Annotated in this window: 16 protein-coding genes; 12 read left to right on the top strand and 4 right to left on the bottom strand. The window is 71.0% G+C overall.

Features of this window, described 5'->3' with window-relative positions:
* Positions 1 to 123: 123 nt before the first annotated feature.
* The 5 genes from KBX71_RS28620 (at position 124) to KBX71_RS28600 (ending at position 9,988) form a co-directional block, all read left to right on the top strand.
* On the top strand, positions 124 to 2,400 hold the full coding sequence (locus KBX71_RS28620; RefSeq protein WP_210820911.1) for a TOMM precursor leader peptide-binding protein: 2,277 nt from the start codon (positions 124 to 126) through the stop codon (positions 2,398 to 2,400).
* Between the two features lie 81 nt (positions 2,401 to 2,481).
* Positions 2,482 to 3,945: a SagB family peptide dehydrogenase gene (locus KBX71_RS34660; RefSeq protein ID WP_210820910.1), complete on the top strand. Its 1,464-nt coding sequence runs from the start codon at positions 2,482 to 2,484 to the stop codon at positions 3,943 to 3,945.
* A complete protein-coding gene (locus KBX71_RS28610; RefSeq protein ID WP_196927167.1) occupies positions 3,942 to 4,751 on the top strand; it encodes an HlyD family efflux transporter periplasmic adaptor subunit in 810 nt (269 codons plus the stop codon). Before KBX71_RS34660 ends, KBX71_RS28610 begins: the two co-directional genes overlap by 4 nt.
* Positions 4,748 to 6,931, top strand: a complete 2,184-nt coding sequence (locus KBX71_RS28605) for an NHLP family bacteriocin export ABC transporter peptidase/permease/ATPase subunit (RefSeq protein WP_210820909.1) — start codon at positions 4,748 to 4,750, stop codon at positions 6,929 to 6,931. Before KBX71_RS28610 ends, KBX71_RS28605 begins: the two co-directional genes overlap by 4 nt.
* Before the next feature lie 24 nt (positions 6,932 to 6,955).
* The gene (locus KBX71_RS28600; RefSeq protein WP_210820908.1) at positions 6,956 to 9,988 is read left to right on the top strand and encodes an ATP-binding cassette domain-containing protein; all 3,033 of its coding nucleotides are present in this window, start codon (positions 6,956 to 6,958) and stop codon (positions 9,986 to 9,988) included.
* A gap of 8 nt (positions 9,989 to 9,996) precedes the next feature.
* Here KBX71_RS28600 and KBX71_RS28595 read toward each other — a convergent pair whose 3' ends face one another.
* Complete coding sequence (locus tag KBX71_RS28595; RefSeq protein WP_210820907.1) at positions 9,997 to 10,776, bottom strand: MerR family transcriptional regulator; 780 nt, start codon at positions 10,774 to 10,776, stop codon at positions 9,997 to 9,999.
* A gap of 323 nt (positions 10,777 to 11,099) precedes the next feature.
* On the opposite strand from KBX71_RS28595, the gene KBX71_RS28590 reads away from it, so the two are divergent.
* The 5 genes from KBX71_RS28590 to KBX71_RS28570 all read left to right on the top strand — a co-directional run bounded on the left by KBX71_RS28590 (position 11,100) and on the right by KBX71_RS28570 (position 16,701).
* Positions 11,100 to 11,462, top strand: coding sequence for a hypothetical protein (locus KBX71_RS28590; RefSeq protein ID WP_210820906.1), 363 nt, complete (start codon positions 11,100 to 11,102; stop codon positions 11,460 to 11,462).
* A 146-nt stretch (positions 11,463 to 11,608) separates the two neighbouring features.
* Positions 11,609 to 11,983 carry a class IIb bacteriocin, lactobin A/cerein 7B family gene (locus tag KBX71_RS28585; RefSeq protein ID WP_088948968.1) on the top strand — a complete coding sequence of 125 codons (375 nt, stop codon included), beginning with the start codon at positions 11,609 to 11,611 and terminating at the stop codon, positions 11,981 to 11,983.
* A gap of 27 nt (positions 11,984 to 12,010) precedes the next feature.
* Complete coding sequence (locus tag KBX71_RS28580) at positions 12,011 to 13,177, top strand: YcaO-like family protein (RefSeq protein WP_210820905.1); 1,167 nt, start codon at positions 12,011 to 12,013, stop codon at positions 13,175 to 13,177.
* Positions 13,170 to 14,564, top strand: coding sequence for a TfuA-like protein (locus KBX71_RS28575; protein ID WP_210820904.1), 1,395 nt, complete (start codon positions 13,170 to 13,172; stop codon positions 14,562 to 14,564). Before KBX71_RS28580 ends, KBX71_RS28575 begins: the two co-directional genes overlap by 8 nt.
* Positions 14,565 to 14,574: 10 nt before the next feature.
* On the top strand, positions 14,575 to 16,701 hold the full coding sequence (locus tag KBX71_RS28570; protein ID WP_210820903.1) for a radical SAM protein: 2,127 nt from the start codon (positions 14,575 to 14,577) through the stop codon (positions 16,699 to 16,701).
* A 96-nt stretch (positions 16,702 to 16,797) separates the two neighbouring features.
* Here KBX71_RS28570 and KBX71_RS28565 read toward each other — a convergent pair whose 3' ends face one another.
* Positions 16,798 to 17,757: an AraC family transcriptional regulator gene (locus KBX71_RS28565; RefSeq protein WP_210820902.1), complete on the bottom strand. Its 960-nt coding sequence runs from the start codon at positions 17,755 to 17,757 to the stop codon at positions 16,798 to 16,800.
* A 103-nt stretch (positions 17,758 to 17,860) separates the two neighbouring features.
* Between KBX71_RS28565 and KBX71_RS28560 the strand changes: the two genes are divergently transcribed.
* Positions 17,861 to 18,718 carry an NmrA family transcriptional regulator gene (locus KBX71_RS28560; protein WP_210820901.1) on the top strand — a complete coding sequence of 286 codons (858 nt, stop codon included), beginning with the start codon at positions 17,861 to 17,863 and terminating at the stop codon, positions 18,716 to 18,718.
* The gene (locus KBX71_RS28555) at positions 18,715 to 19,218 is read left to right on the top strand and encodes a DUF1772 domain-containing protein (RefSeq protein ID WP_210820900.1); all 504 of its coding nucleotides are present in this window, start codon (positions 18,715 to 18,717) and stop codon (positions 19,216 to 19,218) included. Before KBX71_RS28560 ends, KBX71_RS28555 begins: the two co-directional genes overlap by 4 nt.
* A gap of 83 nt (positions 19,219 to 19,301) precedes the next feature.
* Here KBX71_RS28555 and KBX71_RS28550 read toward each other — a convergent pair whose 3' ends face one another.
* Both KBX71_RS28550 and KBX71_RS28545 read right to left on the bottom strand, forming a co-directional pair.
* On the bottom strand, positions 19,302 to 22,349 hold the full coding sequence (locus tag KBX71_RS28550; protein ID WP_210820899.1) for an immunoglobulin-like domain-containing protein: 3,048 nt from the start codon (positions 22,347 to 22,349) through the stop codon (positions 19,302 to 19,304).
* A gap of 48 nt (positions 22,350 to 22,397) precedes the next feature.
* The gene (locus KBX71_RS28545) at positions 22,398 to 23,627 is read right to left on the bottom strand and encodes a CdaR family transcriptional regulator (protein ID WP_210820898.1); all 1,230 of its coding nucleotides are present in this window, start codon (positions 23,625 to 23,627) and stop codon (positions 22,398 to 22,400) included.
* Between the last annotated feature and the right edge of the window lie 4 nt (positions 23,628 to 23,631).

Genomic DNA, 23,631 nt, shown 5'->3' with positions numbered 1-23,631 from the left:
CGACGGCAGAAACCGGTGGCATCACTCGGATTGGACGCCACCGGACCGCGACGATGACAGCAGCCGTGATCGCCGGCGGGGCCGGCGGTGCCGCGGTCCGGCCACGAAGCTCGGGAGGAACCCATGTGGCGTCCGCGCTTCCGATCCGACTACGTGCCGGTGCGGCTGCCCGACGGTCCGCTCGTGGTGCTGGGGGAGACCCGCAGCCTACTCATCGACGACCCGGTCGCCGCGGACCTGGCCGACCAGCTCGACGGTGTCGCCCCGTTGGCCGACGTGGTGGCCCGCCTGGCCACCCGACACCCGGTCACCGCTGTCGCCGCAGCCCTCGCCCGGCTGCGCGACCACGGCCTTCTGGTGTCCGGCCCGGCGCACACCTCGGCAGCCGAGGCCGCCGGCTGGGACGCCCGGGGTGTGCCGCCCGACGTCGGGCGGCGGTGGATGGCCGGGGGAAGGGTCACCATCGTGGACCTCGGGGCGCCCCGGGTGGCCGAGACCGCCGACGCGCTGCGCGCCCTCGGCCTCGCCCCGACAGTGGTCGGGCCGGACGCACCGGACCCGGGCCCGGGCAACGCCCAGGTGCTGGTGCTGCCGTCGTCGATGCTCGACCCCCGGCTCGCGCTGATCAACAACCGTCACCTGGCCGCCGGCCGCGCGTGGACGCTGGCCCGGCCACACGGCAACGTCGTCTTCCTCGGCCCGCACCTCGTGCCGGGCCGTACCGGCTGCTGGGCCTGCCTGCGCCAACGCTGGCAGGAGAACGAACAGGTGAACGCCTTCCTCGACGCGCAGGACCTGGCCGGTCCGCTTCCGCAGCCCGGCCGCGCGGTCCTGCCCGGACTGGCCACCATGGCGGCCGGGCTGCTCGCCGCCGAGCTCGCCGTGCTCGCCGTCCGGGGCGCGTCGCCCCGTCTCACCGGCCGGATGGTCGCCCTGGACACCCGGGACCTGAGCACGGAGAGCCACCAACTGGTACGCCAGCCGCAGTGCCCCGCCTGCGGTAACCCGGACCTCGTCCGCAAGGCCGAGCCACGGATCGACCTGCCACCCAGCGGCACCCAGCCCAGTCGGGCCGGGGACTCCCGCATCCGGGAACCCGCCGAGGCGTACGCCTCGCTCGTCCACCACGTCAGCCGGTACCTGGGCGTGGTGAGCCGGCTGACCCCGCTGGAGACGACCGACAACGGCGTCACCCACACCTACTCGGCCGGGCACAACTTCGCCCAGCCCCGCCAGCTCGCCGCGCTGCGCCGCAATCTGCGCGGGCAGAGCGGCGGCAAGGGCCGGACCGACCTGCAGGCCCGGATGAGCGCAGTCGGGGAGGCGGTGGAACGCTACTGCGGGGTGTGGCGCGGCGACCGCCCGGTGCACCGGGCCACCTACCGGCAGCTCGGTCCGGACCGCGCCGTACACCTGCGGGAGCTGCTGCTCTTCTCGGAACGCCAGTACGCCGACCGGCACCGGCTCAACCGCGACCTGGGCCACCTGCACCGCATTCCCCGCCCGCTGCCCGACGAGGTGGAGCTGGACTGGACCACGGGCTGGTCGCTGACCCGGCAGACACCGCGCGAACTGCCCTCCGCGCACTGCTGGTACGGGCACCCGGAGCTGACCGGGCTGGGGGTGTGCTCGGCCGACTCGAACGGCTGCGCGGCCGGCGGCAACCTGTCCGAGGCAATCCTGCAGGGCATCTGCGAACTCGTGGAGCGGGACAGCGTGGCCCTGTGGTGGTACCACCGATCCCGGATGCCCGGGGTGGACCTCGCCTCGTTCGGCGACCCGTGGACGGCCGCCTGCGTCGACCATCACACCGCCGCACTCGGCCGCGAACTGTGGGCCCTCGACCTGACCGCCGACCTCGGCGTACCCACGTTCGCCGCGGTGTCCCGGCGGGTCGACCGAGGGCCGGAGGACGTCCTGGTCGGCTTCGGCGCGCACCTGGACGCGCGGGTCGCGCTGACCCGGGCGCTCACCGAGGTGAACCAGTTCCTGCCCGCCGTCGCCGGTCCCACCTCCGCCCGCAACCGGTACGGCGTCGACGACCCGGACACCGCGCGTTGGTTCGGCACCGTGCGGGTGGCCGAACAGCCCTGGCTGACCCCGGATCCCACCCGGCCGTCGCGCACCGCGGCCGACCACCCGACGCTGACCACCGGCGACGTCGGGGATGACGTGCGTCGTTGCGTACGCCGGGCGGAGCGGGCCGGCCTGGAGGTGATCGTCGTCGACCAGTCTCGTCCGGATGTCGACCTGGCGGTGGTGAAAGTCGTCGTGCCGGGCCTACGGCACTTCTGGCGCCGGCTCGGTCCCGGCCGACTGTGGGACGTGCCGGCCCGCCTCGGTCGGGGCCCACTGGCCGTCGACGAGACATCGGCCAATCCGCTGAACGTCTTCTTCTAGCCGGGCTTTCCCGGGCCACCGGGATCGTGGGAAGGATGTGGGGATGACCACCGTGGTGGACCTGGTCGGTCGGCGGTCGTCGTGAGCGGCTCCGTCGGCGGTCCGCCGATTCAGGAGTCGTACCGGCTGCGCCGTGACGCGGAGTTGCGGCTCGGCGAGGACGGCTCGCTGACGCTGAGGCAGACCCGCTTCCAGGTCACCCTGGAGCAACCGGGCATGGGCCGGCGGGCGCTGCTGCTGCGGCTCGCCGCCGACTGGGTCAACGACGTCGAGGTCGGCCGGCTGATCAGCGGCCTGGAGGGGGAGAACCGGGTGTTGCCCGCCCAGCTACTGCTGCGCCGGCTGCTCGCCCACTCCTGGCTGGAACGCCGCGTCCAGGTCGACGATCGGCCGCTGCTCGACCTGGTGCCCACCGGCCTGGGCCGAGGCAGTCTGCCGGAGAGTCGCCCACACACACCCGGGGTCCGCTACCGGCTCTCCCGCTTCGCCGCCCTCCAGCACGAACGGGGCATGCTGGTGGCCGCATCACCGCTGAGCACCCTCGTTGTCGGCTGCGCCGACGCCGCCCTCGGCGCGGTACTGGCCGCCGCCGCGCCGGGCGTCGGACCCGAGTCGGTGGCCCGCACGCTCGGCGTGCCGCCGGACGTCGCCGGACGGGTGCTCGACGAGCTGGCCACCGCCCGGATCCTGGTCACCGACGCCGAGTTCGAGGCAGAGTGCGACGACGCGCCGCTGGCCTACTGGTCGCCGGAGGAGCTGCGGCTACACCACCGATCCCGGGCCGGCCGACACGCGCTGCCGGTGGGCGGAACCTACCGGATGCGGGGGAGCTTCGCCCCGCAACCGCTGCGCCGCCCGTACGACGGGGGCCGGGCGGTGGACTTGCCACTGCCGGACCTGGCGACGATCGCCAAGGCGGATCCCGCGTTCAGTCAGGTCGTCACCGACCGGCGCAGCGTGCGCGAACACGACGACGCGGCGCCGCTGCCGCTGGAGCGGCTGGCGGAGTTCCTGCACCGGTCGCAGCACACCAGCGCCGTCGGCGAGGCCGGCGGGCAGGAGATCGGCCACCGGCCCTACCCGGGCGGCGGCGGCGTCTACGAGCTGGAGATCTACCCACTGGTCGCGCGCTGCGCAGGGCTCGACCCCGGGCTCTACCACTACGACGCCGTCGGGCACCGGCTGGAGCCGGTCGCCGGCTGGGGACCGGCCGCGGACCGGCTGCTGGCGTACGCCCGGGCGGCCGGCGCCCTGCCTCGGCCGCCGCAGACAGTCCTGGTGGTCACCGCCCGGGTCCAGCGGCTCATGTGGAAGTACGAAGGGATGAGCTACGCCATGATTCTCAAGGACGCGGGTGTGCTGACCCAGCAGATGTATCTCGTCGCCACCGCCATGGGGCTGGCGCCGTGCGCCCTCGGCGCCGGGGACTCCCAGGCCTTCGCCGAACTGTCCGGGCTCGACCCGCTGGTCGAGCCGAGCGTGGCCGACTTCCTGCTCGGCTCACACCGCGCCACCGGCCCGGCCGCGGCGGAGAACCGGCCATGAAGTTCCGGCGGCAGGCTCTGCGCCAGTTGGAGGCGCCCGAGCAACTGGACCGGGCGGTCCGGCTGACCACAGTCCCGAATTGGCTGGCAACCACCGCGCTGGTCATCGTCGTCGTCGCCGCAGGTGTGTGGTCGGTGCGCACGGTGGTGCCCCGGACCGTCGAGGCGGCCGGAGTGCTGATCCACTCGAACGGGATCTCGGCCCTCGACGCGCTCGACAGCGGCCAGGTCACCAAGGTGTGGGCGTCACCGCACCAGCGGGTGCCGAAGGGAACCCCCCTCTACAGCCTGCGCACGGCGGACGGCAAGGTGCGGGTGGAGACCGCGCCGGGTGACGCGTACGTCGTCGCCTGGCTGGTCTCGGAAGGCGAGATCGTCACCCCGGGCACGCACCTGGCCGACCTGGAACGGCTCGACACCGCCGGGGACGCGTTGCAGGCAGTCGTCTACGCCCCCGCCGTCGCCGCCCCGCTGCTGCAACCCGGTGTGACCGTCGAAGTGGCCGCCGCGGCCGCGCCGCGCAACGTGTTCGGCACCCTGGCCGGCCAGGTGACCACGGTCGGCGCCTTCCCGGAGACCGAGGCATCGCTGCGCGCCTTCCTGGGCACCGGGCCGGACGTCCGGCGGCTGCTCGCCCGCGGCAGCGTGGTCCGAGTGACCGTCGCCCTGGAGCCCGACCCGGCCGCCCCGGGCGGCCTGCGCTGGACCAAGTCTCCGCCGCCGTTCCAGCTCAACTCGGCCAGCGAGGTCACCGCCTGGTTCACAGTGGACCGGGAACACCCGATCGACTGGTTGCTGCGGCGATGAGCACGCCGACGACCGCCGTCAGCGGCACGCCGGAGCTGCCCAGGATCCGGCGTCGACGGGTCCGTACGCCCACCCTGATCCAGATGGAGGCGGTGGAGTGCGGTGCCGCCGCGCTGGGGATCCTGCTCGCGCACCACGGTCGGCACGTGCCCCTGGAGGAGTTGCGCCGGGTGTGCGGAGTGAGCCGGGACGGCTCCACCGCGGCCACCGTGCTCAAGGGCGCCCGCCGCTACGGCATGGTGGCCAAGGGTTTCCAGATGGACCTGGCCGGCCTGGCCACCGTGGCGTTGCCGGCGGTGCTGTTCTGGCGGTTCGAGCACTTCGTGGTGCTGGAGGGGCTGGGCCGCAAGGTCTTCATCAACGATCCGGCCACCGGTCCCCGTGCGGTGAGCTGGGAGGAGTTCGACGGCGCCTTCACCGGCATCGTGCTCACCATGGAGCCCGGCCCGCAGTTCCGGCCCGGCGGCACCCGCTACCGGCTGGTGCGAGCGCTGGCCGAGCGGTGGCGCGGCCCGGGCTCGGCGATCGCGCAGATGCTGCTGCTCGGCCTGCTGATCGCCGTGGTCGGTCTGACCATCCCGGTGATGGCCAAGGTCTTCGTCGACCGGGTGCTGTTGCAGGAGGATCGGGCCGCGTTCGCCGGCCTGGTGGCGGCGGTGGCGGTGGCCACCGTGCTGACCTTCCTGGCCAGCCTGCTTCAGCAACGCCTGACCGTACGCGCGGAGACGGCGCTCGCCCTCGCCAGCGCCGCCCGGTTCTTCCGACATCTGCTGCGGCTGCCGCCGACCTTCTTCGACCAGCGGCAGGCCGCCGACCTCAGCCAGCGGGTCCGCGGCAACGAGGTGGTCGCCGAGGTGCTTACCCGCCGGACCGCCACCACTGTGGTGGACACCGGCCTGGTGCTGGCGTACGGGGCTCTGCTCTGCCATTACGACCTGCTGCTCGGACTGTGTGCGGTGGTCCTCGCCGGGCTGAACGTCAGCGTGCTCCGCTATGTCGCCTCGACCCGGTCCACCGCTGTCGCCGGTCTTCAGGCGGACCGCAGCAAGCTGGTGACAACGGTGTACACCACCGTCCAGATGATCGAGACGGTGAAGGCCGGCGGCGAGGAGGAACGCGCCGTGGCCCGGTTCGCGGCGCGCCACGCCACCGTCGCCACCCGTCAGCAACGGCTGGGCGTGCCCACCGCGGTGCTCTCCGTCCTGCCGGCACTGCTGGCCTCGGGGACCACCGCGGTGCTGCTGGGGTTGGGCAGCCGGCAGGTCGTGGCGGAGGCGATGAGCGTCGGCGTGCTGGTCGGCATGCAGAGCCTGGCCGCCGCGATGAACCGCCCGCTGGGCAACCTGACCGCGCTGGGCTCGCGGTTGCAGGACATGAGCGCCGACCTCAACCGGCTGCGTGACGTGGAGCGGTACCCACTGCCGTCGGCCCAGGACCGATCCGCCCGACCGATGACGCCGATGGAGGGGCACCTGCGCATTGAGGAGGTCACCTTCGGCTACAACCCGTTGGGTCGTCCACTGCTGGAGAACTTCAGCCTTGACCTGCCGCCGGGTGCCCGGGTGGCGCTCGTCGGGCGCTCGGGCAGTGGCAAGTCGACGGTAGGCCGGCTGGTCGCCGGGCTCTACCGTCCCTGGACCGGACAGGTCACCGTGGACGGCCTTGAGCGGGCCGCAGTCGACGACGGGCTCTGGGCGGCGACCGTCGCCATGGTGGACCAGGACCAACGGCTGTTCGAGGGGACGGTCCGGGACAACGTCACCATGTGGGACCTCACGATCGCCGACGAGGACGTGGTCAGCGCGCTGACCGACGCGTGCCTCTACGACGAGGTCGCGGCCCGTCCGGGTGGCCTCGGCAGTCCGGTGCGGGAGAACGCCCGCAACTTCTCCGGTGGGCAGCGGCAGCGGCTGGAGATCGCCCGAGCGCTCGTGCGCGATCCCCGGGTGCTGGTGCTGGACGAGGCCACCAGCGCGCTGGACGCCGAGACCGAACGCCGGATCGACAGGCACCTGCGCCGGCGGGGGGCGACCTGCCTGATCGTGGCCCACCGCCTGTCCACCGTCCGCGACTGCGACCTGATCGTCGTGCTGGACGGCGGCCGGGAGGTGGAGCGCGGCACCCACGACCAGCTGGTTGCCCAGGACGGGGCGTACGCGCGCCTGGTCCGGGAGCACTGACCACGACGATCCGAGGAGACGCTGATGAGTGGCGCGGTGGAGGATCCCCAGGCCGGCGGCCTGATCGGCTTCTGCGCGGACGGCGTACGCCAGGTCTGTCGCCTGGACGGCCCGGCGGCCGGCTGGCTGGTGACCGGGGGTGAGGCCGACCTGTTCGCGGTGCGCCGGGCCGGGATGAGCCCCTCGCGTCGCCACCATGTGGCCCGGCTGCCTGCGGGTGGCCTGGTGCCGACGTCCACCGCGATCGGTGCGTGGCGGTTGATCCTGGTGCCGCTGCCCGGCACGGAGCTGCGCGGGCTGTCCCGGCGTCACCTGTCCCTGCTGGAGCGGCATGTTCGGCTCGGCCGCGTGGCGGACGAGGGGGCGTCCTTGCGGGCACGGACTGCCGCGACGGAGCTGGTCGCGGCGCTGGACCTGGTGCTGGTCACCGTCGCCGACGCGCTGCGCCGCGGGCAGGCGCCCCGGGCGGCGTCCACCCTCCGCGGATGCGAGATCATCTCACTGGCGCAGGGGAGCGCCCTCACCTCGACCGGTGGCGCGTGGTGGCTGCGCAGCGCCGGTGGACAACTGCGACGCAACGACGGTGGCCCGGCGGAGACGTCGGGGGAGCGGGAGCTGCTGCTGGTCGCCGAGCGGGACTGGGTGGTGGCCGAGTCGCCGTGCGCGGTGGAGAGCCGCGGCAGCTGGGACCTGCTGGTCAACGGTCAGCTCCGGTCGGCCGTCGACCAGCATGTGGCCCGGCTGCTGCGGATGGTGGAGACCCGGATCGAGGAGGCCGACGCGGCGTTGCTGAGCGCCGTGCAGCGGCGCCGGGAGACCGACGCGGCGGTGCTCGCCGCGGCGGCCCGCCGGTCGATCGGGGTGATCGGCGCGGGCGGTGCGGTTTCGGTTCCCGACGGTGAGGCCGGCTTCGACCGGTATGGGCGGGCGGCCTCGGTGGTCCGGGTGGTCACCGAGGGGATGGGCAGCCCGATCAACGAGCCGGCCGACCGCAGTAGGGCGCCGCTGGACGATCGCGCGGCGGTGCACGCGGTGACCCGAGCGTCCAGCCTCTTCTTGCGTGAGGTGCGGCTGCCGGACCGGTGGTGGCGGCGGGACCTGGGGCCACTGGTGGGGTGGCGGGCCGGCGACGACCCGGAGCGCGCCGTCGCGGTGCCCCTGGTGTTCCGCCGGGGCCGATACCACCACGTCGACCCGGACACCCGGGCGTACGGTCCGATCGACGCGACAGTGGCCGCGACGTTCGCTGCCGAGGCGACCGAGGTGCAGGCGCCGCTGCCGCCGACCGCTCGGATGCGCCACCTGCTGCGGGCCGGGCTGGTCGGTGCGTCCCGCGACGTGCGGGGTCTGCTGTTCGCCGCCACCTGCGTGGCGCTGCTGGGCTTGGGCGTGCCGCTGGCCACCGGCGAGGTGCTCGGCCAACTTGCCCGGCAGGGCGAGGTGAACGGCCTAGGCGGCTTCCTCGCGCTGATGCTCAGCGCCGCGGTGGTCGCGGGGCTGGTGGGTGTGGTGCAGAACCTGCGTCTGCTGCGGTTGGACGGCCGGATGCAGTCCGGCGCGCAGCTGGCGATCTGGGACCGGCTGATGCGGCTGCCGGCCCGGTTCTTCGCCGGTCGCAGCAGCGGTGAGATCGCCAACTCGATGTTGGGGATCTCGTTCGTCGGTGAGGCGCTGAGCGCGCTGCTGCCGCAGCTCGTCTCGGCGGCCGCGATCGTCGCGGTGACCCTCGGCATGCTCCTGGTGGTCGAGCCCGTGCTCGGGCTGTGGGGAGCGGGGATCGTCGCCGTCACCATGCTGACGTTCGGCGCGTTCGCCGTGCTGATCGTCCGTCAGCAACGGTCCGCGCTGCCGGCCGAGCACCGGGCGGCAGCGATGACCAACCAACTGCTCGGCGGCATCGTCAAGATCAAACTGGCGGCCGCCGAAACCCGTGCCCACGCACGCTGGTCGGAGGTCGCCGCGACGGCCCGAGCGGCGCTGCAACGGGTCCGGCAGAGTCAGGCGGGCCTGGTCGCCTTCGGCACCGTGCTGCCGGTCGCCGGTCAACTGGTCCTGTTCGCCGTGTTGATGGGGCCGCTGGCCGGCCGGGTCGCGCCGGCCGACTTCTTCATCCTCAACGTCGGTTTCGCGATGCTGCTCGGCGCGCTGCTGGTGCTGGTGTCGGCCGGGGTCGAAGTGATCGCGGCAGTGCCCCGGCTGGGCAGCCTGCGGGAGATCCTGCGCGCCGACCCCGAGGCGCGGCCGGACCGGGTGGACCCGGGCGAGTTGCGCGGCGAGATCGCGCTGCACCGGCTCACTTTCGCGTACCAGCCGGACGAGCCACCGGTGCTCATCGACATCGACCTGCACGTCCGCCCGGGTGAGTTCGTCGCCATCGTCGGACCGAGTGGCTGCGGAAAATCCACACTGCTCCGGTTGCTGCTCGGCTTTGAACGCCAGCAGCAGGGCGCAGTGCTCTACGACGGCCAGGACCTCTCCGAACTCGACGTCCACGCGGTCCGCAGGCAGTGCGGAGTGGTCCTGCAGGATGGTCAGCTCTTCGCCGGCTCGGTACGCGACAACATCTGCGGCGCCGGCAGCTTTCCACTCGACCAGGTCTGGGAGGCGGCGCGGATGGCCGGCCTCGCCGATGACCTGGAGGCGCTGCCAATGGGGATGAGCACGATGGTGCCGTTCGGCGGCGGGACGCTCTCCGTCGGGCAGCGTCAGAGGGTGCTGATCGCCCGCGCGCTGGCCCCGCTACCCCGGATCATCTTCCTCGACGAGGCGACCAGCGCTCTGGACAACCGGACCCAGGAGGTGGTCAGCCGGAGCACCGCGGCTCTGGCCGCGACCCGGGTGGTCATCGCCCACCGGTTGTCCACCGTCCGTGCTGCGGACACCATCGTGGTCCTCGAAGCAGGGCGGATCGTCCAGCGGGGCAGTTTCGACGAGTTGATGGACCACCCTGAAGGGCTGTTCCATCGGTTGGCGCGGCGGCAACTGCTCACCGAACCGGAACGGTCCGATACCGTGCCGGAGAGCCGGCAGGCGGACGGGCAGCCCGCGACGAGTTGACGGCCCGGTCAGCCGTTGTCGATGTCCGTGCTGTCCTCCAGGCACACGTCCGCGTCGAGGTGGTTCTCCAGCAGCTCGGCGACGTGCGCCTCCGACTGGTTCTCCACGGCGAGCCGGAACGCCTCGGTGAGCACGTTGACCACGCCCTGGGTCAGCAGGAGGGTTTCCCGGTCGAGATCGGCCCAGGACGACCGGGCGCCGCTGCGTACCAGCTCCGGAGCGAGGGTCAGCAGCCGGGCGGTGACGGCGGCGACCAGCTCGTCGGCCACCGGCCGGAGGCTGTCCAGCACCTCGCTGAGGGTCTGCAGTGCCGGCACCGTGCCCACCCGTACCCGATGCAGGTCCAGGGCGGCGCGCAGCGGACGTGGTCGGACGGTGCGGACGTTGCCGTCGGTGGTCCGGCCGATCACGCCGTGCCGGGTCAGCGCGTGGGCCAGCGCGGGACGGTCGGCGGTCAGGCGTTGCAGCATCGCGGTCAGTCCGTCGGGCGCCTCGTCACTGGCCCGGACCCCGAGCATCGCCTCGATGGACACCAGGTTGAAGCCCTGTCGTTGCAGGGCGAGGATCGCGTCCAGCCGGCGGACGTGGGAGTCGTCGTAGAGCGCGGCCCGACCGCGCCGCACCGGCGGGGGCAGCAGCCGTCGGGCCTGGTGCGCTCGGATGTTGCGCGGCGACATCCCCACCTTGCGGGCGAGCTCGTCCACGCTGTACCCGACCGGACCGCCCGGCGTCGTCGTCACCTCGTCGATGGTCACGGTGGCCTCCGGCAGCACTCGGTGACGGAACACGGCAACCCCGTCGAACCGCTGTCACGCTGTGCGGTCCGCCGATCGCAGCGTAGGTGTGGGCGCCGGGCGGGTAAAAGGCGAGGAATTACTACTTGTCCACAGTGGTGACATTGATTAGGATCGCCATCCGCCGCGAGTCGCTGATTCCCAATTACCCGGTTTTCGCCGTGGCGCGACCTTTTCGCGGCCACATTCGATGAAATTCCCGCTCCCCGTGTGGATCGGATCCACAGGTGACCCACGATGAAGCGAAACCGGCGGCCCGGAACCTCCCGCGCTGCCCGTCGCCGCCACCGGTGGTCGACCACCGAAGGGAGCAGGGCATGACACCTGTCGATCGAGCGGTCTTCGTGGCCGCGTACAGCCGGCTGGTCGCCGACGTCTGGGCCGACCCGGTCAAGGAGCAGGCGCTCGACCGCGACCCACGCGGTTTCCTCGCCGGCTACGGGCTGCACCTGTCGGAGGATGTGCAGGTCCGGGTGGTGCGGGACATCGCCGACGCCGATCCGGACCTTGAGGTGCAGATCGAGTCCTGGCAGCAGGCGGGGACCACCGGCACCTTCGTGCTCTTCGTTCCGTCGCTGTTGCCGGTGGCCCAGGCGGAACTGGCCGAGGACGAACTGGACAGCGTCGTCGCCGGCCTGGACCCCAGCTGTGCCTGCTGCTGCCCGTGCTGCTGCACCTGACACCGAAGTCTGCCGCCCACTCGTCGGCGCGGCAGATTCTGATGACACTCAGACGAAATCATTGATTGTCGAAGCTCGATCTTCGTAGCGTTCTCGCCACAGCGATCACCCCGTCTCGCAGCGACCCCCGAGGAAAGGACCGAACGATGAGCAACGACGAACAGGAATATGGCGCGAGGTTCGTGACCAAGTACTCGGAACTGGTCACCGCGGTATGGCGCAGCGACGAGGAACTGCAGCGCCTGCTCGCCGACCCGACCGGCTACGCGACCGCGGCCGGCCTGCCGGTCGCCCCCGGCGCCAGGGTCGAGGTCGACCGCGCCCAGCCCGCCACGCTCTACACCAAGGACCAGGTCGTCGCCGACTGGGCGGGCACGCCCGGCCTGCACGTGCTGCACGTGCCCGAGGTGCCGCTGGTCGACCTCAACGAGCTGACCGAGGCCGAGCTGGAGACGGTCGCTGGCGGCGTGGCCCCGATCGCCGACAACAACGTCAACATCATCGCCGTCCTCATCCTCTGAGTTCCCCACCCCCCTCCGGGAGCCTCGATGACTGACACGACCGAGACCATTGCGTTCCGATCCGGCACCTACCGGACGGCCACCGTGGAGCAGACCTGGGAGCGGGTCGGTGGCATGCTCGACCGGTTCCGGATCACCCGGGTCGCCGACATCACCCGGCTCGACGAGATCGGCCTACCGGTACACGTCGCCTACCGGCCGGTCGGAGCCACCATGGCGGTGAGCGTCGGCACCGGCGCCACCGCGACGCAGGCCCGGGTCAGCGCGGTCATGGAGAGCATCGAGTCCTGGCATGCCGAGAACCTCCGGCCGGGGACCGTCGTCCGGTCCCCGGCCGAGGCGCTCGACCTGCCGTACGACGTCCGGTGGCTTCACCTGGCGGAACGGTCACCCCTGACCCCTGCCGTCGAGCTCGACTGGGTGGCTGGCCGTGGGCTGGTGACCGGGGCGGATTGCCTGGTGCCCCGCGCCACCATCGAACTCGACTTCACCATCCGGCGTGGCTGGGACCGTGCCCTGTTCACACCCAGCAGCAACGGGCTGGCCACCGGGAACACCTTCGCCGAGGCCAGCCTGCACGCTCTGCTGGAGGTCGTCGAACGCGACTGCATCGCCCCGTACTGCACCTCACCGTTGGCCGAGCGCATTTACGCCGACCCGGGCACCGCCACCAACGTGATGACCCGCACGGTGCACGAGGCGCTGGTGCGGGCCGGTTGCTGGGTGGAGGTCTGCGACATCACCAACGCGGTCGACGTACCCTGCTACGCCGCCTCGATCTGGTCGGAGGACCTGCCGGTCACCTTCGGCGGCTTCGGCTGCCACGTCGACCCGGAGATCGCCGTCGGTCGGGCCATGGCGGAGGCAGCGCAATCGCGGCTGGTCATGGTCTCCGGAGCCCGTGATGACATCGACGCCACCGCCTACCACGATGTCGGCGCACCGCCGGTGCCGCCTCCCACCGTCGACCGGCCCGTCCGGCCGGTCCGCCGGGATGCACCACCCGTGGGGGACGTGACCCAGGTGCTGCGCGAGCTGGCGTCGCGGGTGCAGCGGGTCACCGGCGTCGAGCCGTTCAGCGTCGACCTGACGCACGACGACATCGGCATTGCGGTGAGCAAGGTGTTCGCCCCCGGCCTGCGGATGTTCGACGAGCGGGCCCTGAGTACCCGACCGGGAGTGCCCCGTGACTGACGTCGTCTTCATAGGTCCGAGCCTGCCGCCCGACGAGGTCGGTCGGCTGCTGCCCGACGCGGTGGTGCTGCCGCCCGTCGCGCACGGCGACCTGCTCCGCCTGGACGTTGCCCCCGGTGACCGGGTCCTCGTCATCGACGGGTTCTTCCTGCAACACCCGCCGGTCCGCCACCGGGAGATCCTCGATCTGCTCGACCGTGGCGTGACAGTGGCCGGCGCAGCCAGCATGGGCGCGCTGCGCGCCGCCGAGCTGTGGCCGTTCGGGATGCGTGGCGTGGGCGAGGTATTCCAGCTCTACCGCGACGGGGCCGTCACGGGCGACGACGAGGTGGCCGTCGTGCACGGGCCAGCCGAGGAAGGCCACCGCGCCTTGAGCGTCCCGCTGGTGAACATCCGGGTCGCGCTGTGCCGCGCCGTCGCCGCCGGTGTGCTCAGCGACGCCGAGGCTGCGTTGCTGCTGGACATCGGCCGGGACCTGCCCTTCCGGCGGCGGTCGTACCAGGCGTTGGAACGCAGCGCGCCACCCGAGGCGGCGGCCGTGGTGAGCCGGTTCCTGACGTGGCACCGGCGGGACCCCTGCGACACCAAGGGCGCAGACGCACGGCTGCTGCTGTCGATGGCTGCGGACAACGCCCCCGAGCTGTGCCCGGCGCACGCCGGCGACCATCCGCTCGACAACCTGCACACCCGCTTTCTCGACAGCTGGCGCGCACGGTTCGCCGGCGAGTCGGTCGGCGGGCACTGGGCCAGCGACCGGGAGGCCGCCGCGGTGCTGATGCTGCTGCATCCCGAGTCGGCGGCCTGGCACCGGAGGGGGGTGCTGGCTGGGCTGGCCGAGGTCGACATCGACGACCCGAGGGTCGAGGAGCGCGCCAACGAGGTGGCCCGCCGGCGAGGGCTGACCGGTGCGCCGCCGAGCGGGTGGGACTGGCTGACCGACCGGGAACGGGGGCTCGACGACCGCGAGGCGGTGCTGCGGGTGTTGGTGCGGGCGTTCGGCACCACGCCGTACCGCAGCCTGGCTCTGTGGATGGTCGCGGCGCCGCTGCGTACCCCCGCGTTACTCACCGCGGCACGGCAGGTGGCGGCGACCGCGGCGTCACTGAACGAGACGCTCGTCCCGCGTACGACGGGGCGTCGCCGCCCGGGTGCTCGGCTGCACTTCCGCACCGAGATCGTCGACGCGTGCTTCGCAAGACTGTGGGGCTGTGCCGCCGACGGGCTGGAAGCGGCGGCGTGGGACCGGGGCTTCGTCGACCTTGCGGCGTTCCGGTACGCCGCCGAACCGCTTGTCGCGTACGTCAAGGCGTTCGGTGCCCCGCGACTGCCCGCCGTGGGCACGCGCACGCAGGACACCCTGGCCGGTTCCGCGGCCCGGGTCGGCTGAGGAGGAGTCGATGAGCGGCACTGTGAAGGCAGCACTGATCTACCCCCCGCTGACCGATCCCACCTCGGGATACCACTCCCTGAACTACCTCGATTCGTACGCCCGCGCACAGGGGCACCAGCCGGCGGAGATCATCGACGCCAACATCGAGGCGTTCCACCACTCGTACACCCCGTCGGCGTACGACTGGCTTCGGCGGGAGCTGTCCCGGCTCTCGATCGACGACCTCAGCGGCCCGGACGCGCTGATGGCCCGGGCGAACCAGCTCGGCCTGCCCGACCCCGATCCGGAGCGGCTGCGCCGGTCGATCGGGGTGCTGCAGGATCCGACCCTGTTCTACGACTACCGGCACTACCAGGACGCCGTCGAGGGCGTGATCTCCTGGATGGACACCCTCGGCACGGTCGGGTTCCCCGGGCAGTTCCACGCCGGCTTCCGGCTCCACCCACCGCCGATGATATCGATCGGCTCGGTGGCCGCGCTGACGGACGAGGCGCTGCTCGCTCGGCTCAACCGACCCTTCCTGCCGTACTACGAGGACGTGCTGATCCCGCGGCTGGCCGCTGGCGGGCACCAGGTGATCGGCATCAGCGCCACCTACCAGTGGCAGCTGCCGTTCGCGCTCTGGATCGCCCGACTCGTCCGGCAGGCCTGCCCGGACGTCTTCCTCATCGCGGGTGGCACGGAGATCTCCGACGTCTGGAAGTGCGCCAGCAAACCCGAGTACGTCTTCCAGGTGCTGGCCGACTTCGACGCGATAGTGGTCGGGGAGGGGGAAAGCGCGTACACGGAGATCCTGGACGCGGTGCAGACCGGCACCCTGCCGGCCGGGCACCCCAACGTCCGGCTGCACCCCAAGTACGGCCGCCAGCGTCAACTGCCCCTGCGCTACGAACGCCTGGCGCAGGTGCCGGTCCCGGACTTCTCCGGCCTGCCCTGGGACCTCTACCTCAGCCCGGAGCGGTTCGTCTACTATTCGCCGACCCGAGGCTGCTACTGGAACAAGTGCACGTTCTGCGACTACGGACTGAACACCGACGGTCCCACCAGCCCATGGCGGCAGGACACGGTGAGCACCATGATCGCGGACGTCACCGAACTGTCGAAGTTCGCCAAGTTCATCTACTTCTCGGTCGATGTGCTCGCTCCCGCGACCATCCTGCGCTTCGCCGAGCAGGTCGTCGAGCGAGGGCTGGACTTCCGCTGGGGTGCCGAGATCCGGCTGGAGAAGTACTGGTCGGACGAGCGCTGCGACCTACTGAGGCGCAGCGGCTGCGTGGCCATCTCAGTCGGCTTCGAGTCCGGTAACCAGCGCGTCCTCGATCTGATCGACAAGGGCACGAAGCCGGAGCAGGCACGACGCACCATGATGGCGATGACCAAGGCGAACATTGGTGTGCAGATGATGGGCTTCACTGGTTTCCCCACCGAGACCCGCGAAGAGGCACTGGACAGCGTCAATTTCCTGCGTGACAATCCGGATCTGTGGACCCTGGGCGGGCTCGGCGACTTCATGCTGACGCCGGGCGCCATCGTCGCCAAGGAGCCGGACCGGTTCGGCATCACCAACGTGCGGCCGGTGGAGGGATCGGACATCGTCCGGATGCTCAAGTTCGACGAGCCGGTCACCGAGGCCGCGCAGGCCGAGGTCGCCCAGGCCAAGGCCGGCCTGAACCCCGGGCACTACCACCGTCCGTGGCTGGGCGCCACCGACACCCCGCACACGTTCTTCTACCACGACCGGTACGGCACCGCGGTACGCGGCGTCCTCTCCCACGACCGGGTACGCCACGACACCGACGACCAGACCGAGTTCCTCGCCAACGGCGCCTTCGTGGATCGCGACGACGAGCAGGTCTGGGACGCGTACCGGCGAATCCGATCCGACGAGCAGGAAGGCGTCCCCGGCGACCTGCCGGCGGACCGGCACCTGTTCCGCCGGGTCGACGGTCAGGTGTTCGCACTCAACCGCAGCAGCCGGCTGTTCCTGGATCTCTTCAGCGCGCCGCTCACCCTCGCCGAGGCGCAGCGTCGGCTCTGGATCGTCGAACCGACTGTCGCGGACCGGGTCTGGCGAACCTTCATCGGGCAGCGGCTGATCCGACGGCATCGGCTCCCGGCCGATCCGGCGCGGTGACCCGACTGCCAGGCGGGGCACCTGAGCCGCGTGGCCAGTTCGACCGGAGGGCAGTCCACGATGAGGAACGGATGCCCACGGCCAGCCTCGGCACTGTCATCCCGGTGGAGTGAGGTCGGGCGACCTGATGGCCTGCCGGTGTTCGGCCGGGCTGAGACCGCGTACCCGTTTGAAGGCCGCGCTGAGTGCGAATGAGCTGCCGTAGCCGACCTGGCGGGCCACCGCGCCGACGGTGGCGTCCGGTTCGCGCAACAGGTCGGCGGCCAGCGCGAGCCGCCAGTTGGTGAGGTACGCCATCGGAGGCTCGCCGACCAGTTCGGTGAACCGGCGGGCCAGCACCGCCCGCGAGATACCGGTGCCGGCCGCGAGGGTGGCCACCGTCCAGGGCTTTGCCGGGTGGTCGTGCAGCAGTCGCAACGCCCTGCCGACCACCGGATCGCCGTGCGCTCGGTACCAGGCGGGCGCCGCCGCCTCGGGCCGGGAGAACCAGGCCCGAAGTACGGCGATGAGCAGTAGGTCGAGCAGCCGGTCCAGGACCACATCCTGCCCCGGCTCGTCCTTGGTCATCTCGTCGCCGAGCAACGGGATGAGCGGGCTGTCCAGTGCTCCGGCCGGCAGCACCAGGAGGTGGGGCAGGACCCTCAGCAGCCGTTGGCTGACCTCGCCCTGCAACTGGTACGTGCCACTGAGCAGCACCGCCGTCCCGTCGGCGCGTTCGCCCCAAGTCCGGACACCCAGGTCCATCACTTCGCACAACTCGTCCCCGGCGGGTGTGGTGGTGCGCTCACCGGGATGGATAACTGCCTGCGGCGCCGTGGCCGGGTCGTCAGCGATCGTGTACGGCTCCGGGCCACGGATGATCGCGACATCGCCGGGGCGTAGCGGCACCGGAGCACCCCGGTCCGGCACCACCCACGCCGTGCCGCGCAGCATGGTGACCAGGGTGAGGGGCGCGCGATCCTGGATCCGTACCGACCAGGGCGGGTCGAACACCGACCGCATCAGGAACGCACCGCGCGCCCTCGGCCCGTCCAGCAGCCCCGCGAGCGCATCCATCCGCCCAGGTTAGCCCTGTGACGTGGGCGGTCGAGACGCCGGGACATGCGATCGAGAGTCTCGCCCATTCCCGGTGTGCTCGCCCTCGACTTGACTGGTTGGCATGATGAAGACCGTTGATGAGCAGCCAATCCTCGTACTGGGCGGCACCGGCAAGACCGGCCGCCGGGTGGTGGACCGGCTGTCCGAACTCGACCGGCCGGTACGGGTCGGCTCCCGCTCCGGCGAGCCGCCGTTCGACTGGGCCGACCAGCGCACCTGGGCACCCGTACTGGACGGGGTTTCGTCGGTCTACCTGGTGTACTACCCGGACCTGGTCGCGCCGGACGCCCTCGCGACGATCCGCTCGTTCACCGAGCAGGCGGTGTCCGGCGGGATCGATCGCTTGGTTCTGCTCTCCGGCCGGGGCGAGGAGGAGGCCAAACTCAGCGAGCGGGTGGTCCAGGACTCCGGAGTGGCCTGGACGATCGTGCGGGCGAGCTGGTTCAGCCAGAACTTCAGCGAGGACTTCCTGACCGACTCGGTACGCGGCGGCGAGGTCATCCTCCCGGCCGGGAACGTGCCGGAGCCGTTCGTCGACGCCCTCGACATCGCCGACATCGTGGTCGCGGCGCTGACCGACGATGGGCACGCGGGGCAGCTCTACGAGGTGACCGGCCCGCGGCTTCTCACCTTCGCCGAGGCGACCTCGGAGATCGGCAACGCGCTCGGGCGGGAGATCCGCTACCGATCGGTATCGCCCGAGGAGTACGCCGCGGTGATGGCCGGGTACGACGTGCCGGCGGAGCTCGCGGCGGTGCTGACCGAGCTGTTCGGCAAGGTGTTGGACGGCCGCAATGCGCAGCTCGCCGATGGTGTGCAACGGGCGCTGGGCCGCATGCCGCGCGACTTCACCGACTATGCCCGGGACGCCGCCGCCGCTGGTGCATGGGACACGTCAGCCGATGGAGACTGGGCATGAACGCCAACCTCGCTGCCTGGTCGGCGGCGGTGACTCTGGTGGTGACGGGTGCGATCACCGGTGTCTACTACGCCTTTTCGGTGGCGGTGATGCCCGGTCTGAACGCCGCCGACGCTGGCACCGCGATCCGGGCCATGACGAGCATCAACCAGAGGATCCAGAATCCGCTGTTCTTCGTCACGTTCTTCGGCCCGCTCGTCGCCGCCACGGTGACCGGTGTGTTCCTGTTGATCCTCGGGAAGCGGCCGGCGGGTGTGCTGTTCCTGGCGGTCGCGGGGGTGTACCTGGTGGGCGCGTTCATCCCGACGGTCGTCGTCAACGTGCCGATGAACGAGACGCTCGACGCCGCAGGCGTGCCGACCGATCCTGCGGAGGCGGTCCGGGTGTGGGCTTCCTACTCGTCCGCCTGGACGTGGTGGAACTCGGTACGCGCCGGCGCCAGCCTGATCAGCCTGTTGCTGGCTGGTCTCGGGGTCTACCTCTCGGGCACGTTCCGATGACGTGCCGTGCAGTAGCGAGCGGGCGAGATCATTCAGATCTCGCCCGCTCCTTCTTGTGGCGAGTCTCAGCACGCCTCGGGTGCCTATGCTGGCTTCCGCACCGTCAACTTCTGGTAGGTGTCGGCGTAGGGCTGGTAGGTCGGGTTGCCGGAGTAGGCGACGTGGACCTGGTAGGCCCCGGGCTGCAGATCGGCGGTTTGCAGTTCGACGACGGCCTTACCGGCCACCAGTGGCACGACTTGCACCGTGCCGCCGAAGGTGACGGTGACCTCGCCGGTCGGGGTCGGAGCGTGCGGCTTCGGCCTGCCCGCCGGCCCAACAGTCACGTTCAATCTGAACGTGTCCCCGCGGACAACCGACGCCGGCGTGGCTTTCGCCCGGACCTTGACGGCGGCCGGGCCCGAGGGCACCTCGAACGACGCCGTACCTTCCGACGCCTTCAGGTAGTCGAAGCCGAGGTAATCGGCCTTGACCGTCCGGGCACCCGCGGGCAGACCCGTCGGCAACGTGACGGTGGCCCTGCCGTCGCTCAGGTGGGCGAGCTTCGACCACGAGCCGATGCTGAACCGCACCTGACCGCCGGTCTCGAACCCGTCAGCTGCCGTGACTGTCACGGTGGCCCTGGTCGTCGGGGCCCCGCTCGCGTACGGCTCGACAGCCACCTCGGTGGTGGTCGTGACGTCGCTGTTCGGGTTCCCGCGGATGTCGTTCCACTCGCGGACGGTCAGCGGGATCACGGTGCCGTGACGCGGACGGACGACACCCGCGTTGGTCATCGTGATCGCCTTGGCGTTCCACGTCGGAGCCTCGATGTTCTCGTGGCACGCGGCCTGGTATCCCCCACCGTTCGTGTACCGGTCGCCCCAGAGGTAGAACTGGCCGGGGCAGGAGGTGTCACCGGGGTTCGCCTTGAAGATGACCGGTCCCTCGTACCCCTGGTTGGCGACCCATGTCGTGCGCCCCAGAGCTGGCGCGACCAACGTCCAGTTGTTGATGTTGCTGTCCAGGAAGTCGGTGTGCTTCTCCGAGAAGATGTCCGAGCCCTGGTTGCCGGCCTCGTTCTTGGTCACCCGGTAGTAGTGGTCACCGACCCGGATCGCTGTCGTGTCGATCCGCGACAGCGGTGCCGGGTTCTGCCAGACCCGGGGAGCGGAGAACGTCTGAAAGTCTCGTGTTGTGGCATACCACATCTGCGCGTTCCCCTGACCGGTGCGGGTCACCGGGTCGCTCCACAGCGACTGGGCCCAGAACACGACGTAGGCGCCGATCTCCTCGACCCATAGCGACTCTGGCGCGAAGGCGTTGCCCGCGTTGTCGGGCGCGATCTTCACGTGCCGCTGAGGGGTCCAGTTCACAAGATCGTGCGACTCGAACACCTCGATGTACTGGGTGTCGTTGATGGCGTATCCACCCTGGTCGTACCAGTTCAGGTCCGTGGCGATCATGTAGAAGGTGTCGCCGTCGGGTGAGCGGACGATGTGCGGGTCACGAAGCCCCTGGTCGCCCAGTTGGGAGATGAGTGACGGCCGACCTCCGGTCAGACCGGTCCAGTCCAGAGCGGTGTTTCCGTTGGATGTGGCGAACATGATCTGCTCGCCGTCGGCAATTCCCTCGCCCTTGAAGTACCCCATGAAGTACCGCTCGTACTTCTCGGAGCGTGGCATGGCCGTGATGGTCACCGGGAACGATTTCTTCCGCGAGGCCGTACCCTTGGTGATGGTCGCCGTCAGGGTGGCGGCAACATCCTCACGGCCGAAGGCCGGGCGGCTGACCTCACCCGTCGGGGTGACGAGGCCGGTGGTCGACCTCCAGGTGATCGTGGAGCCGAACTCGCCCTTGGCAGCGAGGTCGAGGTTCTCGCGTACGTCGTCGGTGGCGTCCAGGGTCAGGTCGAAGGCGTCACGGTCGACCGCCTGCGCATCGTCGAACTCGGCCTTCACCACGACGGGGATCTCCCGCGTGGTGACCTCCTCGGCACCCTTGCGGACAGTCGCCGTGAGCATGACTGTCGCGTCGGGCTGCCCCTGCGTGGGCCGGGTGATCCTGCCGGTCACCGCAACCTTGCGTGCGCTGGGGAGGGGTGGCGGGGTGTAGACCTCGACGACCGACGGGTCCGAACTACTCCAGGTGATGGCCGAGCCCGCCACGGAACCCACCTTGGGCAGAACGACATCTCGTACGACCGCGCTGGTCAGGCCGAGGTCGATGGCCGCGGCGTCGGCGCGAACGCCGTCGGAGACAGTCTTCTCTGCCAGGACGACTGTCTCGTCGAGACTCACTGCCCGGTCGTACACGCGGAAGTCCCGCATCGTTCCGCGGAACGAGTAGTGGCCCGACGTCTGCGAGCGACCGAGGAAGTTGCAGTTGGTCCCCGCGGCGTTCACCGACGGTGCCGTGGTCAGGTTCGTCGACGTCGCGTGCAGCACGCCGTCGAGGTAGAGGCTGCCGGTCCAGCTCGTTCCGTTCGTGTTCAGTGACTGGGTGTAGGTGACATGGGTCCACGCGCCCTCAAGCATGCGGACCCGGTTCTGCTGGAGGTTCGCCGGACCCACAGCGACGCGGAACCGTTGGGTGTTCGACGCGAAGATGGAGCCCTCAGCGCCGGTGTCGACGTCGCACGAGCCGGACTTGCGGCCAAGACCCCACATCTGGTGCTCGCCGACGTTCGCCGGGTCGACCCACACGTCATAGTCGATAGTGAGGTTGGACATGCCGGCGGTGATGTCGTTCGGCAGCGCCACGTATGCGCCGTCGAGGGCGCTCTCGTAGGAGTCGGGGTTGAACCGGACCCCTTCGCCGGTCAATGCTGCCTTCTCGGGATTCACGAGCGTGGCGTTCGCCGCCGCGCCCGCGCTACCCGAGTTGACCAGCGTCGTCCCACTGGTCTCGTCGAGGGCGAAGCGATGCACCAGACCATCGTTTAGTTGATCCTCGGCAGCGTGCGCGGGCGTCGCCGCGAACGAGACCGAAAGAAGCGCACCCAGCGCCAGGACCGCGACACCTCTACCCTGCCGAATCAGCCCGAGACGTGGCCTTCGCTGTCGCAGTCTCAATTGATCCTCCTTGACGGGGTGGGGCTTTCTCAAGTGGACGGGCTTGTTGACGCTAACTACGGGGTGCTGTCGGGTCAACGCAGCGCGTTGCAACCGGAGACCACGGAGCCTGCCTGGCCAGCGGTGTCACGCCGCTCGGTAATGGCCGCTGAGCCGACCGAGCTTCATGGCCAGGTGCAGGCACAGCCGTTCGTTGCCATCCTTGAGGTCGGTTCCGGCCAGCTGCTCCACCCGTTGCAGCCGGTAGTAGAGGGTGGTCCGGTGCAGGCGGAGCTTCTCGGCGGTGGCGTGCGCGTTGCCCGCCAGGTCGAGGTAGGCCTCGAGGGTCTCCAGCAGCACCTGGTGGGCGTCGTCGCGCAGCAGCCGCTCCAGCCCGGGATGGACGCCCGCGACGTCGAGGTGCTGGCTGTCCAGTTGGGAGAGCACCCGGTAGATGCCGAGGCCGGCCCAGGAGACCACTCGGCCCAGCGCGGGCAGTTGCGTACCGACCCGGGCGGCCTGCGCGGCCTCCTGATAGGACTCCACCGCGTTGCACAGCCCGGCGCGAGGCTGGCCGATACCCGTCACGGTCCGGTCCACCGAGGCCAGCCCCCGGGTCGCGGTGCCCAGCGCCTCGGTGAGGTGCCCTGCGGAGGCTTCCGGCGAGGGGCGCCCGGCGATCCGGTCGCCGCAGACCAGCAGCACCCCGTGGTCGTGCCAGACGAGGTGCAGCGTCTCCCGTACTCCGATCCACCGGCGGGTGGTGACCAGGGCTTGTTCCAGGGCGATCCGGGCCACCTCGTCGGGCTGCCGCCCGGCGGCCGGTACGAGCTGTGCGACCAGGGCGACCGTCGACCCGTCGGCGACCACGACGCCCTCCTCCAGCAGTGCCCGCGCCGCGTGCTCGCGCGCCTGCCGGCTCTCCACCAGGAGGGCGCGGGTAGCTTCGGTCTCCCGCTGTGAGGCGAGCTCACCGAGCAGGTTCTCCCGGTACAGGGCCAGCGACAGGTCGGTGAAGGGGCCGGTCGCGGTGGCGATGTCGGCGTCGGTCATCGAACCGTCCGCGTCGATGAACCAGACGAACCCGAGCAGCAGGTCGTCGTGCCGGATCGGCACGCAAACCCTCGCCAGCAGGTCCAGCTCGGGGCACGCGGGGGTGCGGACCGGTGCGTGCGCCGTGAGCACGCCCATGCCTCGGAACCAGGCAATCACCTCCGGCGTCGTCTGCCGGCGCAGGATCGACGTCCGGCGGACGTCGTCCATCGGACCGTCGTGCTCGCTGTAGGCAACCACCCGCTGGCGCCGGTCCTCGATGAGGGCGGGTCGCCCCACCCGGGCGGCGACCGCGTCGACGATTCGCTGGAGCTCACCGTGCATGTAA

The sequence above is a fragment of the Micromonospora sp. D93 genome, from assembly GCF_018070365.1.
GTDB classification, from domain to species: Bacteria; Actinomycetota; Actinomycetes; order Mycobacteriales; family Micromonosporaceae; genus Micromonospora; species Micromonospora ureilytica.
The sequence above is the reverse complement of the archived record's forward strand: the minus strand, read 5'-3'. Positions and strand labels throughout refer to the sequence as shown.

Coding starts and splice junctions, on each gene's coding strand:
- KBX71_RS28620 (WP_210820911.1), top strand. CDS start 124: ATGTGGCGTCCGCGCTTCCGATCCGACTACGTGCCGGTGCGGCTGCCC.
- KBX71_RS28610 (WP_196927167.1), top strand. CDS start 3,942: ATGAAGTTCCGGCGGCAGGCTCTGCGCCAGTTGGAGGCGCCCGAGCAA.
- KBX71_RS28605 (WP_210820909.1), top strand. CDS start 4,748: ATGAGCACGCCGACGACCGCCGTCAGCGGCACGCCGGAGCTGCCCAGG.
- KBX71_RS28600 (WP_210820908.1), top strand. CDS start 6,956: ATGAGTGGCGCGGTGGAGGATCCCCAGGCCGGCGGCCTGATCGGCTTC.
- KBX71_RS28590 (WP_210820906.1), top strand. CDS start 11,100: ATGACACCTGTCGATCGAGCGGTCTTCGTGGCCGCGTACAGCCGGCTG.
- KBX71_RS28585 (WP_088948968.1), top strand. CDS start 11,609: ATGAGCAACGACGAACAGGAATATGGCGCGAGGTTCGTGACCAAGTAC.
- KBX71_RS28580 (WP_210820905.1), top strand. CDS start 12,011: ATGACTGACACGACCGAGACCATTGCGTTCCGATCCGGCACCTACCGG.
- KBX71_RS28570 (WP_210820903.1), top strand. CDS start 14,575: ATGAGCGGCACTGTGAAGGCAGCACTGATCTACCCCCCGCTGACCGAT.
- KBX71_RS28565 (WP_210820902.1), bottom strand. CDS start 17,757: ATGGATGCGCTCGCGGGGCTGCTGGACGGGCCGAGGGCGCGCGGTGCG.
- KBX71_RS28560 (WP_210820901.1), top strand. CDS start 17,861: ATGATGAAGACCGTTGATGAGCAGCCAATCCTCGTACTGGGCGGCACC.
- KBX71_RS28555 (WP_210820900.1), top strand. CDS start 18,715: ATGAACGCCAACCTCGCTGCCTGGTCGGCGGCGGTGACTCTGGTGGTG.
- KBX71_RS28545 (WP_210820898.1), bottom strand. CDS start 23,627: ATGCACGGTGAGCTCCAGCGAATCGTCGACGCGGTCGCCGCCCGGGTG.